This window comes from Variovorax terrae, assembly GCF_022809125.1.
Classification (GTDB): Bacteria; Pseudomonadota; Gammaproteobacteria; order Burkholderiales; family Burkholderiaceae_C; genus Variovorax_A; species Variovorax_A terrae.
Genome location: NZ_JALGBI010000002.1, coordinates 169316 through 183062, shown reverse-complemented (window position 1 = coordinate 183062; position 13747 = coordinate 169316). Strand labels below are relative to the sequence as shown.

Annotated in this window: 12 protein-coding genes; all 12 read right to left on the bottom strand. The window is 71.5% G+C overall.

The annotated features are described in order from the left end of the window. Window positions 1-168: 168 nt before the first annotated feature. A complete protein-coding gene (locus MMF98_RS16205) occupies window positions 169-1554 on the bottom strand; it encodes a sensor histidine kinase (RefSeq protein WP_243307698.1) in 1386 nt (461 codons plus the stop codon). Further along, window positions 1551-2210 (bottom strand): response regulator, encoded by a 660-nt coding sequence (locus tag MMF98_RS16200; protein WP_243307696.1) that lies wholly within the window; start codon window positions 2208-2210, stop codon window positions 1551-1553. The genes MMF98_RS16205 and MMF98_RS16200 overlap by 4 nt, the downstream gene beginning before the upstream one ends. Window positions 2211-2326: 116 nt before the next feature. After that, window positions 2327-3097 carry a pseudouridine synthase gene (locus MMF98_RS16195; protein WP_243307694.1) on the bottom strand — a complete coding sequence of 257 codons (771 nt, stop codon included), beginning with the start codon at window positions 3095-3097 and terminating at the stop codon, window positions 2327-2329. 89 nt (window positions 3098-3186) lie between these two features. Next, complete coding sequence (gene kdpE, locus MMF98_RS16190) at window positions 3187-3891, bottom strand: two-component system response regulator KdpE (RefSeq protein WP_243307691.1); 705 nt, start codon at window positions 3889-3891, stop codon at window positions 3187-3189. 3 nt (window positions 3892-3894) lie between these two features. Further along, entirely contained in the window at window positions 3895-6591 is a 2697-nt protein-coding gene (locus MMF98_RS16185; protein WP_243307690.1) for a DUF4118 domain-containing protein, read from the bottom strand. A gap of 60 nt (window positions 6592-6651) precedes the next feature. Beyond that, window positions 6652-7500 carry a TorF family putative porin gene (locus MMF98_RS16180; protein WP_243307688.1) on the bottom strand — a complete coding sequence of 283 codons (849 nt, stop codon included), beginning with the start codon at window positions 7498-7500 and terminating at the stop codon, window positions 6652-6654. Window positions 7501-7670: 170 nt separating this feature from the next. Continuing rightward, window positions 7671-8003 (bottom strand): hypothetical protein, encoded by a 333-nt coding sequence (locus tag MMF98_RS16175; protein ID WP_243307685.1) that lies wholly within the window; start codon window positions 8001-8003, stop codon window positions 7671-7673. A 9-nt stretch (window positions 8004-8012) separates the two neighbouring features. Then, complete coding sequence (gene kdpC / locus MMF98_RS16170) at window positions 8013-8585, bottom strand: potassium-transporting ATPase subunit KdpC (RefSeq protein ID WP_243307683.1); 573 nt, start codon at window positions 8583-8585, stop codon at window positions 8013-8015. A gap of 10 nt (window positions 8586-8595) precedes the next feature. Then, on the bottom strand, window positions 8596-10686 hold the full coding sequence (kdpB, locus tag MMF98_RS16165) for a potassium-transporting ATPase subunit KdpB (RefSeq protein WP_243307682.1): 2091 nt from the start codon (window positions 10684-10686) through the stop codon (window positions 8596-8598). Window positions 10687-10702: 16 nt separating this feature from the next. Beyond that, complete coding sequence (kdpA, locus tag MMF98_RS16160) at window positions 10703-12502, bottom strand: potassium-transporting ATPase subunit KdpA (protein ID WP_243307680.1); 1800 nt, start codon at window positions 12500-12502, stop codon at window positions 10703-10705. 1 nt (window position 12503) lies between these two features. Continuing rightward, the gene (locus MMF98_RS16155) at window positions 12504-12602 is read right to left on the bottom strand and encodes a potassium-transporting ATPase subunit F (RefSeq protein ID WP_243307679.1); all 99 of its coding nucleotides are present in this window, start codon (window positions 12600-12602) and stop codon (window positions 12504-12506) included. A gap of 265 nt (window positions 12603-12867) precedes the next feature. Then, complete coding sequence (locus tag MMF98_RS16150; protein ID WP_243307678.1) at window positions 12868-13590, bottom strand: Crp/Fnr family transcriptional regulator; 723 nt, start codon at window positions 13588-13590, stop codon at window positions 12868-12870. Window positions 13591-13747 lie beyond the last annotated feature (157 nt).

Here is a 13747-nt window from a genome sequence, read left to right as displayed (position 1 = left end):
TCGGGCTCCCGCCACGGACGACATGCCCGCCGCGGAACCTGTCACGACTCTAGGCCGCACGCATGAGATGGGAATTAGCGAAAAATTAGCTGGGCGTGAGCAAGTGCGGAGGCGGCGGCCTCCGGAAAACGCCAGCCCGGGGAGCGTTCAGAACCTGTTCACCGGCTCTCAATGCACCGGCAGGTGCACGCGCGCCACGAGCCCACCGCCGGCCGCGCCGTCGCGGTTGCGCAGCTCGATGCGCGCGCCATGCCGCTGCGCGGCGGCCTGCGCGATGGCCAGGCCGAGCCCGCTGCCGCCAGCCGCGCTGCCGGGCACGCGGAAGAAGCGGTCGAACACCCGGCTGATCCACTGCGGCGCGATGCCCGGGCCGTTGTCCACCACGTCGACCACCGGCCGGCCCTCGACCTCGTGCAGCCGCACGTCGACCACGCCGCCCTCGGGGGCATAGCGCAGCGCGTTGTCGATCAGGTTGTCGAACACGCTGCGCAGCTCGGCCGCCGGCGCCTCGACCCGCGCCGGGCAGCGGCCCTCGTAGCCCACGTCGATGCGGCGCCGGTCGGCCAGCACCATGAGCTGGCTGATGCTCTCGCGCAGCAGGGTTTCGACGTCGACCGACTCCGCCGCGGCGCGGTCCGGCGCGCTCTGGCGCGACAGGTCCAGCAGCTGCTCCAGCAGGTGCTGCGCGCGCGTCACGCCAGCCTCGAGCTGGGCAAAGCGCTCGGCCGCCTCGCCGGGCGGCACGTGGCCGCGCAGGGTCTCGACCTGCAGGCTGATCGCCGCCATGGGCGTGCGCAGCTCGTGCGCGGCGTCCTGCACGAACTGGCGCTGCAGCGCGAACGCGTCGCGCAGGCGGGCCAGCAGGCTGTTGAAGGCGCCCACCAGCGGCGCGATCTCGTCGGGCACGCGCGACAGCGAGATCTCGGCCAGGCTGCGCTCGTCCTGCGCCGCCACGTCGCGCGCCACCGCCCGCAGCGGGCGCACGGCCGCCGCCACGATGAGCCACAGCGCCAGCAGCACCACCGGCAGCAGCAGCGCGATCGGCAGCCCTTCGAGCAGGGTGCGCCGCAGCACGCGGTAGCGGCGGAACGCATCGCTCTGCACCACCTGGATGCGCGGCTGGCCGCTCTCTGCATCGGGCTCGGCGGTGTAGACGCGCCAGACTTCGGCCTCCGACGGGCCGGTGCGCACGCGGCTGAAGCCCGCGGCCGGCTGCAGCGGCAGGTTCAGCGGCGCCCAGGAGGTGGCCAGCAGGGCCTGGCCGTCGGCGCTCCAGGCCTGCACGACGAAGGCGCCCTGCGCCACCGCGCCCGCGCCGGCCACCGACGGCAGCGCCTGCATCCGGTAGCCGCCGGCATGCGACTCGGCCACCAGGCGCATCTGCTCGTCCATGAAGTTGTTCACCACGCGGCCGTAGGCGCCGTAGGAGAACCAGACCGTCAGCGCCGCGGCCGCGATCAGCAGCAGCGCCAGCCACAGCAGCAGCTGCGCGCGCAGCGAGTGCGGCCGGTACCAGGGCGCGGCGCGGCTGGCGGCTGGGGCGATCGCGTTCACGCCGGCACCACCCGCCAGCCCAGGCCGCGCACGTTGCGGATGGCCTCGGCGCCCAGCTTGCGGCGCATGCCGTGGATCAGCACGTCGACGGCGTTGCTGGTGACCTCCTCGCCCCAGCCGTAGATGCGGCTTTCGAGCTGCTCGCGCGACAGGATCGCGCCCGGCCGCTCCAGCAGCGCGTGCAGCAGCGCGAACTCGCGCGCGGTCAGGGCCTCGCGCACGCCGTTCACCAGCACCTCGCGCGTGGTCAGGTCCAGCTGCAGCGCCGCGGTGCCGATCAGCGAGTGCGCGCTGCCCGAGCGCCGCCGGACCACCGCGCGCATGCGCGCCAGCAGCTCGGAGAACTGGAAGGGCTTGAGCAGGTAGTCATCCGCGCCGAGGTCGAGCGTGCGGATGCGCTCGTCCAGGCCGTCGCGCGCGGTCAGCACCAGCACCGGCGTCGCGTCGCCGCGCTCGCGCGCGCGGCGCAGCACCTCGGTGCCGTCGCGCCCGGGCAGGCCGAGGTCGAGCAGCATGCAGGCGTAGTCGCCATCGGCCAGGGCACTTTGCGCCAGCTCGCCGTCGCGCACGCCATCGACCGACCAGCCCGCCGCCTCCAGCGCCGCGCCGAGGCTGCGCCTGATCATGTCGTCGTCTTCCACCAGCAGCACGCGCATGAAGGTCCTTTGGCAGGCGGCGCCCCGTGGAGGCGGCCCGCCGGTAGGAGTCTAGCCCCGCCGAATTAGTTCTGCATGAGCGGGCGCGGCCCGGCGGTCAGAACCTGTTGACGATCTCAGAACCGCTCGTTCGCCCCGAGGTAGCGCCACTGCCCCACCGGCAGCTGGCCCAGCACCACGCGGCCGATGCGGATGCGCTTCAAGCCCACCACCTTGAGCCCCACCAGTTCGCACATGCGCCGGATCTGGCGCTTCTTGCCCTCGGTCAGCACGAAGCGCAGTTGCTCGGGGTTCTGCCAGTCCACCTGCGCCGGCTGCAGCGGCTGGCCGTCCAGGCTCAGGCCGTGGCGCAGCCGCGCCAGCTGCTCGCGCGGAAAGGCCGCCTGCACGTTGGCCGTGACGGCGCCGAAGCTCACCCGCACCAGGTACTCCTTCTCCATCGTCGAGTCCTCGCCGATCAGCTGGCGCGCCACGCGGCCGTCCTGCGTCAGCACCAGCAGGCCGATGGAGTCGATGTCGAGCCGGCCGGCCGGCGCCAGGCCGCGCAGCTGCGGCGGCGAGAAGCGCTGGCGGCTGGTGTCGTCGCGCCAGTGGGTGCGCGGGTTGATCAACACGATGGCCGGCTCGTGGCCGTCCTCGGCCTGGCCGCTCACGTAGCCCATGGGCTTGTTGAGCAGCACGGTGACCTGCGCCGCCTGCTGGCCCTGGGCCTTCGGGTCGACCTCGATGCGGTCGGCCGGCGTGACCTTCACGCCCATCTCGGCGGCCCGGCCGTTGACGCGGACCCAGCCCTGGGCGATCCAGTCGTCGGCCTCGCGGCGCGAGCACAGGCCGAGTTCGGCCATGCGTTTGTTCAGGCGGGTGGGAGCGGCGGCGGATTCGGGCATGACTGGCTTGCTATCTATTTCGTAGCACCCCACGACCGGGGGATGCGGACATCCGCCCATTTTCCCTCAAAAAACGGCTTCCAGCCGGCTCACGGGGCCAGCAGCCGGTAGCCGACCGCGGTTTCGGTCAGCAGATGGCGCGGCTGGGCCGGGTCGGCTTCGAGCTTCTGCCGCAGGTGGCCCATGTAGATGCGCAGGTAGTGGCTCTGCTCGGCATGCGACGGCCCCCAGACCTCGCGCAGCAGCTGGCGGTGCGTCAGCACGCGGCCGGCGTTGGCCACCAGCACCGACAGCAGCCGGTACTCGATCGGCGTGAGGTGCACGTCCACGCCGGCGCGGCGCACCACGCGGGCGGGGCGGTCCACCTCCACGTCGCCGAAGCGGAACAGCGGATCGGCCTCCTCGGCCTGGGCCCCGCCGGCAGCCGCGCGCGGGCGCCGCAGGTTGGCGCGCACCCGCGCCAGCAGCTCGCCCACGCCGAACGGCTTGGTCAGGTAGTCGTCGGCGCCGGCGTCGAGCGCGGCCACCTTGTCGGCCTCGTCCACGCGCGCCGACAGCACGATGATGGGCACGGCCGACCAGCCGCGCACGTCGCGGATCACCTCCAAGCCGTCGCCGTCGGGCAGGCCGAGATCGAGCACCAGCAGGTCGGGCTTGCGCGTGCCAGCCTCGCTCAGGCCGCGGCGCGCGCTGTCGGCCTCGTGCACCTGCCAGCCCTCGGCCTCCAGCGCGGCGCGCACGAAGCGGCGGATCTGCGGCTCGTCTTCGATCACGATGGCGACGGGGCTGGACATGCTTTACTCGTTCGAATCCGGCGGCGGCCGGCGCGGCAGGGTGAGCGTGAATTCTGCACCACCGCCCTCGGCATTGGCCGCGTCGATGCGGCCGTGGTGCGCGTCCACCACCGCCTTGCAGATGGCCAGCCCCAGCCCCACGCCGGGGGTGGCCGATTCGGCCTCGCCGCGCGTGAACTTGTCGAACAGCGTCTGCTCGCGCCCCTTGAGCCCGGCCGGCAGGCCGGGGCCGTGGTCGCGCACCGCGAGCACCAGCGCGTCGGGCGTGGCGCGGGCGCGGATCTCGATCGGCGGCGCGCCGTACTTGGCGGCGTTCTCCAGCAGGTTGACCAGCACGCGCTCGATCAGCACCGCGTCGAACTCCACCAGCGGCAGATCGGCCGGCAAGTCGGTGTTCACGGCCCGCCCGCCCAGCGCGTGCTGCGCCGCGCGGATGGCGGCGCCCACCACCTCCTCGACCGACTGCCACTCGCTGCGCAGGCGCACCGAGCCACTTTGCAGCCGCGCCATGTCCAGCAGGTTGTTGACCAGCGCGCTGAGCTGGCGCGCCTCGCTGGCGATGGCCTGCGCGTTCTGCGCCTGGGCCGGCGCCAGCGGCGTGCGCTGCAGCGACTCGGCCAGCCCGATCAGCGCCGTCAGCGGCGTGCGCACGTCGTGCGAGATCGCCGCCAGCAGCGCGTTGCGCAGCCGCTCCGACTCCATCTGCACCAGGGCCTGCTGGGCGATTTCGACGTAGTGCACGCGCTCCAGCGCGATCGCGATCTGGCGCGCCAGCGTGTCGAGCTGCTGCACCTGCTCGGGGATCAGCAGCCAGCGCGGCTGCGCGGGCTTGAGCGCGAGCACGCCGCGCACCCGCATCGGCGCGCGCAGCGGCAGGTAGTGCCAGGCATGGGCCGGCAGCGTGGAGGTGGCCAACCCGGCCGGCTGCGCGTTGCGGAAGGCCCAGTCGGCCACGCCCGCGTCGAAATCGGGCGGCGCCTGCGGCGGCAGCACCAGCAGGTCGGCCGCATCGGTGCCCAGCACCAGCGCCTGGCCGCCGAAGTTGCGGCGCACGGCGGCCTCGCCGAGCTCGGCCACCTGCGAGCCCAGCAGCGCGGCCGACAGGTCGCGCGTAAGCTCGAACAGCGACTGCGCGCGCCGCTCGCGGCTGGCCGCGATGCGGGCCTGGAAGCGCAGCCCCGCGGTGAGCTGGCCGGTGAGCAGCCCCACGCCGAGCATGACGGCGAACGTCACCAGGTACTGCACGTCGCTCACGGCGAACGACATGCGCGGCGCGACGAAGAAGAAATCGAAGGCCGCGACGTTGAGGAACGCCGCCAGCGCCGCCGGGCCGCGCCCGAACCGCATGGCCACCAGCACCACGCCCAGCAGGAACAGCATCACGATGTTGGCCAGGTCGAAGAACTGGGCCAGCGGCGTGGCCAGCAGGGTGATGGCCACGCTCGAGGCGACGGCCCAGGCGTAGCGCGGCCAGTGGCCGTGCCAGGCGGCAGCGTCTTCCTCGTCGTGCACGAGGTGCACGGCGCGCGCCAGCCGCCGCGCGCTGTCGGCCTGGCCCACTTCCACGATGTCCAGCGTGGGCGCCAGCAGGGCCAGCCGGCGCGTCATGGTGCGGCCGCCGCGCCAGTTGCGCCAGCCGCCCGCGGCCTGCGGCCGCCCCACCACCAGCGTGGCGCAGTTCAGCCGCTGCGCCTGCTCGACCAGCGCCTGCGCCGCGTCGGCGCCGGTCAGCACCGCGGTGGCGGCGCCCAGCTCCTCGGCCAGCTTGAGCACCGCCAGGATGCGGTCGCGCTGCGCCGCGGCGCGCCGCTGCAGCGGCGGCGTCTCGACAAAGGCCGCGTGCCAGCGCACGTTGAGCTGCCCGGCCAGCCGCGCGGCGGTGCGCACGGTCTGCTCCGCGCCCTCGTTCGGGCCGATGCAGGCGAGGATCGCGCCTTCGGTGTTCCATACCGGCGCGATCGACTGCTCCACGCGGTAGCTGCGCACGTCGTCTTCCACATGCTCGGCGGTGCGGCGCAGCGCGATCTCGCGCAGGGCGATCAGGTTGCCCTTGCGAAAGAAGTTGCGCGCCGCGCGCTCGGCCTGGTGCGGCAGGTAGACCTTGCCGGCCTGCAGCCGGTTCATGAGTTCGTCGGGCGTGACGTCGACCAGGATGATCTCGTCGGCCTGGTCCAGCACGGTGTCGGGCACGGTCTCGTGCACCCGCACGCCGGTGATGGCGCCGACCGTGCCGTTCAGGCTTTCAAGGTGCTGCACGTTGATGGCCGACCAGACGTCGATGCCGGCCTCCAGCAGCTCCTGCACGTCCTGCCAGCGCTTGGGATGGCGCGAGCCCTCCACGTTGGAGTGCGCCAGCTCGTCCACCAGCAGCACGGCGGGCCGGCGCGCCAGCGCGGCGTCGAGGTCGAACTCGCGCAGCGTGCGGCCGCGGTAGGGCAGCTCGCGCAGCGGCAGCTGCTCCAGCCCCGCCAGCAGCTCGGCGGTCTCGCTGCGGCCGTGGGTTTCCACCACGCCCACCAGCACGTCGCGCCCGGCCTTGCGCTCGCGCTGGGCCGCGCTCAGCATGGCGTAGGTCTTGCCCACGCCGGCGCTGGCGCCGAAGTAGATGCGCAGCTTGCCGCGGCGCGCGCGCTCGTCCTCTTCCCGCAGCTGCTCGAGCAGCTGGTCGGGGTCGGGTCGCGCGTCGCTGGAACTGCCCATGGGGTGATGCCTGGCGCGGCGATGGCCGCCGCCTGTCGAGCGTAGCACTCCCGGCCCGGATCAGAAGCTGCGGGTGGCCGACAGCACGAGGCTGCTGCGGCCGGTCGGCTTCGGATGGAGCCAGGCCGAGTCGCCGGCCTGGTAGTAGCGGGCATCGGCCCGGGCGCCCACCAGCGCCAGCCCCAGCAGGAAGCCCGCCGCCTCCTTCGTCAGCGCGAGCTTGTAGTCGGTGTAGGACAGCTCGCCGTAGCGGCGCACGGCCGTGTGGCCCAGGTGCAGGCCGAGCGCGAACTGGCGGCCCAGCTCGAGGCTGTAGTTGAGGTCGAGGTAGGTGGTGCCCCGGGAGCTGCCGCGCGCGGGCAGCGGGGTCCAGTAGGCATAGCCCGCTGTGGCGCTGTTCAGGCCGAAGTAGTCCGTCACGGCATAGGACAGCCTGGCGTTGAAGGCGCCGCGCGCCAGGCCGAAGTAGATCTCGGTGTTGTCGTACTTCTGGCCGCCGGGCTGGGCCGGGGCGCTGTTCAGGTGGGCGCCGGGGTAGAGGTAGAACAGCACGCCGGCGTCGGCCGTCAGGTCCTGGGTTAGCGGGAAGCGGTAGCCGCCGTACAGGTCGACCTCCAGGCCCGCGCCGTTGTTGTAGCTGTTGGACGAGACGCTCGAGTTCCAGTTGCCAAGGTACAGGCCGCTGGCATGCGTGTAGTCGATGCCGCCCTGCACGGCCGGCTGGCGCCAGCTCTGCGAGAGGCCGCGGAAGCGGTAGTCCGACACCAGGCTCAGGTTGCCGGTCAGGCTGTGCACCGGGGCCGGCTCGCCCGGGTTCGCCGTCTGGGCCTGCGCGCTCACGGCGGCGCACAGCAGGCTGGCGGCCAGGAGCCGCCTGCATTTGAAGAAGAAACAGGCATTCGCGATCATTCGATCTCCTCGTATCGAGTTGCGTGGAAAAAAGGAAAGAGACAGGGCGAGCCGCTCAGGGCCGGCGCCGGGCGCGGCACCGGTGGGTGCGCCCATCCAGGCACACGAGGGCCCAGGCCAGCCCGAGCGGAACCAGGAAGGCGGCCAGCGCGCATAGGACGCGGACCAGGTCAGAGTCCATCGGGCAGGCCCAGGCTCGACAGGTGCTGCGACCACGGCGTGATGCGGCCGATCTCGCCGCTGGGCACGCAGTCGAGGATGCGGTGCATGACCTCACCCGACAGTGCCAGCGGCAGGCGGATCTCCAGCCGCACCCGGCGCTCGAGCGGCTGCGGCACGCAGCGCACGATGCCCGTGTCGGGGCAGCTCACCAGGGCGCGGCGCACGGGCAGCGCGTCGGGGCTGGCGACGGTCACGGCCAGCACCGCGAACGCCATGGGCAGCACCCGCAGAGGCCGGCGCGCCGGCAGGCCCGCAAACTCCAAATAAGCGGCATAGGCCATGGCAGCCCCTCAATGCAGATCGTTCAGCGCCAGGTTCAGGCGCAGCACGTTGACGCGCGGCTCGCCCAGCAGGCCCCACAGCGGCGCCTCGATGTGCTGGTCCACCAGCCGCGCCACCTGTTCGGGCTGCAGGCCCCGGGCCCGCGCCACGCGCGCCACCTGGTAGCGCGCGGCCGCGGGGCTGATGTCGGGGTCCAGGCCGCTGGCCGAGGCCGTGACCAGGTCCACCGGCACCGGCGCGGTGTTGCCGGGATCGGCGGCGCGCAGCGCCTCGACGCGGCCCTTGACGGCGTCGGCCAGCGCCGGGTTCAGCGGCCCCAGGTTGGAGCCGCCCGAGGCCGCTGCGTTGTAGGCCATCGGGCTGGTGGCCGAGGGCCGGCCCCAGAAGTGCCCGGGGTCGGCAAAGTTCTGGCCGATCAGCGCCGAGCCCACGGGCTTGCCGCCCTGCAGCACCAGGCTGCCGGCGGCCTGCTGCGGAAACAGCACGCGCGCCACGCCCGTGACCATCAGCGGATAGGCGATGCCGGTGAGCAGCGTGAGCACCAGGAAGAAGACCAGCGCGGGGCGAAGAATGTTTTTCATGATGGTTGCCTCAGACAAGATGCAGGGCCGCGAGCAGCAGGTCGATCAGCTTGATGCCGACGAACGGCACGACCAGGCCGCCCAGGCCGTAGATCAGCAGGTTGCGCCGCAGCAGCGCGGCGGCGCCGACGGCGCGGTAGCGCACGCCCTTGAGCGCCAGCGGGATCAGGAACACGATGATGATGGCGTTGAAGATCACCGCCGACAGGATGGCCGACGACGGGCTGGCCAGCCGCATCACGTTGAGCTCGGCCAGCTGCGGATAGGTGGTGACGAAGATCGCGGGCAGGATGGCGAAGTACTTGGCCACGTCGTTGGCGATCGAGAAGGTGGTGAGCGAGCCGCGCGTCATCAGCAGGGCCTTGCCGGTCTCCACCACCTCCAGCAGCTTGGTCGGGTTGGAGTCGAGATCGACCATGTTGCCCGCCTCCTTGGCGGCCTGGGTGCCGCTGTTCATGGCCACGGCCACGTCGGCCTGCGCCAGCGCCGGCGCGTCGTTGGTGCCGTCGCCGGTCATGGCCACCAGCCGGCCCTCGGCCTGGTAGCCGCGGATCAGCTTGAGCTTGGCCTCGGGCGTGGCCTCGGCCAGGAAGTCATCGACCCCGGCCTCGGCCGCGATGGCCGCGGCGGTGAGCTTGTTGTCGCCCGTGATCATCACGGTCTTGATGCCCATGCGGCGCAGCTCGCCGAAGCGCTCCTTGATGCCGGACTTGACGATGTCCTTGAGCTCCACCACGCCCAGCACCTGCGCGTCCTCGCACACCACCAGCGGCGTGCTGCCGCGCCGCGCCACTTCGTCGGCGGCGCGCACCACGTCGCCCGGCATGCTGGCGCCCAGCGCCTCCACGTGGCGGCGGATCGCATCCACCGCGCCCTTGCGGATGCGGCGGGTGCCGCTGCACCCGGCCTGCGCCAGATCGACGCCGCTCATGCGCGTCTGCGCCGAGAACGGGATGAAGGCGGCCTGGGCCGGCGCGCCTTCGGCCACGCCCAGGCGCCGCGCCAGCGCCACGATGCTGCGGCCCTCGGGCGTCTCGTCGGACAGCGAGGCCAGCAGCGCGGCGCGCGCCACCGGCAGCTCGGTCAGGCCGGCGGCCGGCACGAAGGCCGAGGCCTGGCGGTTGCCGTGGGTGATGGTGCCGGTCTTGTCCAGCAGCAGCACGTCGACGTCGCCGGCAGCCTCGACCGCGCGGCCCGAGGTGGCGATCACGTTGGCCTGCATCATGCGGCTCATGCCCGCCACGCCGATGGCCGACAGCAGCGCGCCGATGGTGGTGGGGATCAGGCATACCAGCAGCGCGATCAGCGCCGTGACGGTCACGGCCTGGCCGGCCTGCGTCACCTCCACGCTGAACACCGAGTACGGCAGCAGCGTCACCGTGACCACCAGGAACACGATGGTCAGCGCCACCAGCAGGATGGTCAGCGCGATCTCGTTGGGCGTCTTCTGGCGCCGGGCGCCCTCGACCATGCTGATCATGCGGTCGATGAAGCTCTCGCCCGGATTGACGCCGACGCGCACCACCAGCCAGTCCGACAGCACGCGCGTGCCGCCGGTCACGGCCGAGAAGTCGCCGCCCGATTCGCGGATCACGGGCGCCGACTCGCCGGTGATGGCGCTCTCGTCGACCGAGGCCACGCCTTCGATCACCTCGCCATCCAGCGGCACCATGTCGCCGGTCTCCACCAGCACCACGTCGCCGCGGCGCAGGTTCTCGGCCTGCTCCGGCAGCCAGGTGGTGCCGTGGAAGGCGCCGCTTCGGGCCTCCTTGAGTTTCTTGGCCCAGGCAGCTTTTTTGAGCCCGCGCAGCGAGGCCGCCTGCGCCTTGCTGCGGCCCTCGGCCAGCGCCTCGGCAAAGTTGGCGAACAGCACGGTGAACCACAGCCAGAGGGCCACGGCAAAGATGAAGCCGGCGCTGGCCTCGCCCCGGCCCTGCAGCGCCTGCACGCCCAGCAGCGTGGTCAGGATGCTGCCGACGTAGACCACGAACATCACCGGGTTGCGCCACTGCACGCGCGGGCTGAGCTTGGCGAAGGCCTGCGCCACGGCGGGCCGCAGCAGCACCGGGTCGAACAGCGAAAGATTTTTTGTCGTATTCATGATTTCTCCCGGGGAATCAGCGGCCGGCCCACAGCATGAAGTGCTCCACCACGGGCCCGAGCGCGAGCGCCGGCACGTAGTTCAGCAGCCCGACCAGCAGCACCGTGCCGATCAGCAGCACGACGAACAGCGGCCCGTGCGTGGGCAGGGTGCCGGCCGTGACGGCCAGCCTCTTCTTGCGCGCCAGCGCGCCGGCGATGGCCAGCACCGGCACGATCACGCCGAAGCGGCCGAACCACATCGCCAGGCCCAGCAGGGTGTTGTAGAACGGCGTGTTGGCCGACAGGCCGGCGAAGGCGCTGCCGTTGTTGTTGGCGGCCGAGGTGAAGGCGTACAGGATTTCCGAGAAGCCGTGGGCGCCCGGGTTGGCGATGCCGGCCTTGCCCGCGGCGGCCAGCACGGCCACGGCGGCTCCGGCCAGCACCAGGATCGGCGTCACGAGGATGGCGACGGAGGTCATCTTCATCTCGTAGGCCTCGATCTTCTTGCCCAGGTACTCGGGCGTGCGGCCGATCATCAGCCCCGCGATGAACACGGCAAGCAGCGCGAAGATCAGCATGCTGTAGAGCCCCGTGCCGACGCCGCCGAACACCACTTCGCCGAGCTGCATCATCACCAGCGGCACCATGCCGCCCAGCGGCGTGAACGAATCGTGCATGCCGTTGACCGCGCCGCAGGAGGCGGCCGTGGTGATGACCGCGAACAGGCTGGAGGCGGTGATGCCGAAGCGCAGCTCCTTGCCCTCCATGTTGCCGCCGGCCTGCAGCGCACTGGCCGCCTGGTCCACGCCCAGCGGCGGCAGCAGCGGGTTGCCGGCCTGCTCGGCGGGCGTGATGGCGATCACGGCGACGGCGAACATCACGGTCATCGCGGCCAGCACCGCCCAGCCCTGGCGCCGGTCGCCGACCTCGCGCCCGAAGGCAAAGCACAGCGCGGCCGGGATCAGGAAGATGGCCAGCATCTGGAAAAAGTTGCTCAGCGCCGTGGGGTTCTCGTAGGGATGCGCCGAGTTGGCGTTGAAGAAGCCGCCGCCGTTGGTGCCCAGCATCTTGATGGCCTCCTGCGACGCCACCGGGCCCATGGCCAGCGTCTGGGTGCCGGTCTTCATGGTCTCCAGCACCGGGTTGCCCTTGTCGTCCTTCAACGGCTGGCCATCGGCACCGTTCTTCGGCTGCTGGTAGGTCTGGGTCTCCAGCGTGCCCACGTCCTGGTAGGCGCTGAAGTTCTGGATCACGCCCTGCCCCACCAGGAACACGGCGAACACGAGGGACAGCGGCACCAGCAGCCAGGTGGTGATGCGCGTCACGTCCACCCAGAAGTTGCCGATCACGCCGCTGGAGCGCGCCACGAAGCCGCGGATCAGCGCGAACACCACCGCGATGCCGGTGGCCGCCGAGAGGAAGTTCTGCACCGCGAGCGCGAGCATCTGCGTCAGGTAGCTCATGGTGGACTCGCCGGCATAGCCCTGCCAGTTGGTGTTGGTGACGAAGCTCACCGCGGTGTTGAAGGCCGAGTCGGGCGTGATGGCGGCCATGCCGGCCGGGTTCAGCGGCAGCCCGGCCTGCCAGCGCTGCAGCGCGTAGACCGCCAGCAAGCCAAGGCCGTTGAAGGCCAGCAGCGCCAGCGCGTACTGCACCCAGTTCATGGACCGGTCGGCCGAGATGCCGCCCAGCCGGTACAGCGGCGCTTCGAGCCGCAGCATCCAGCCCGGCAGGCGGCCCGCGCACAGGGCGGCCAGCCAGCGGCCCAGCGGCCACGAGGCCGCCAGCAGGACGGCGAGGTACAGGGCCAGCAGGCCCCAGGCGGACGAGCTCATCTCAGAACTCCTCGGCGCAGATCAGCGCATAGACCAGGTAGGCCAGCAGCAGCACGGCGCTCAGGGCGCCCAACCCGTACAGGACATCGAGCGCGCTCATGAGCGGCTCCCCTCGGGCTTCTCGAGTTTCCGGAAGCCCCAGACCAGCAACACCATCGCGCCCCACAGCAGGGCGCAGCCGGCAACGAACGGAATGTCCATGACTTTCTCCAACGTGCAAACGATGGAGAAAGCTTAGAAAAAGGGGCGTAAAAACGGGGACGAAACTTCGGCGGGCGCCATAAAAAAGGCGTAAAGACGGCTGCGCTCCGGGCCGTCAAATGCTACCGAATCAATAGCAACAAACAACCACGGGACGCGGACCTTCAGCCCTTTTTATTCTGAAAAACGCTGGATCTCAGTGCCTGCAGGTCGAGGATGCGCAGGCCGCCGTATTCCACGCGGATCGAGCCCTGGGCCTCCAGCAGCGCCAGGGCTTCGTTGACGCGCTGGCGCGACAAGCCCACCAGGTAGGCCATCTCCTGCTGCGTGATGCGCAGGATCTCGCCCACGCCCGGGTACAGCACCGGGTTGAACAGGGCGGCGAGGCTGCGCGCGACCCGCACGTCGGGGTTGTTCAGGCGGTCGATCTCGCGCGCCGCGATGAACTGGCCCAGCCGCTCGTTGAGCTGGTTCATCACGAAGCGGTTGAAGCCGATGGAGTGGTCGAGCAGCCAGTGGAAGGTGTCGATCGGCAGGCCCGCGACCACGCTCTTGCGCAGCGCCTGGATGTTGTAGCGATAGGGCTCGCGCTTGACTGCCGTGCCCTCGCCGAACCAGCCGCCGGGCGGCAGGCCGGTGAAGGTCATGCTCACGCCTTCGGCGTTGTCGCTGCTCATCTTGAGCAGCCCCTCGACCACGCCGAACCAGTAGGTCACGGGCCGGCCGATGCGGCACACGTAGTCGCCCGGCAGCGCGTCGCCCACCACGATGGCGGCCACCGCGCGCTCGCGCTCGGCGGGCTGCAGCCGCCCGAGCCAGGGAATGCCGGCCAGCTCCGCGGCCACGGGCTCGCGGCGTCGCTGATGCAGGGGAAGGTCGGTGGACATGGTGCGGACGGCGCCCGCAGCCCCGGGACGATCCGGGGAGGGGCGCTCCTGAATTGTCATTGAAAAGCCAAGCCGGCGCCAGTTGGAGGCCTGGGATCGCGCCCCGTTCCGAGGCCGCTTCGAAGTCAGTTTCAGCGAGCCCGGCGGGAATGCGCCG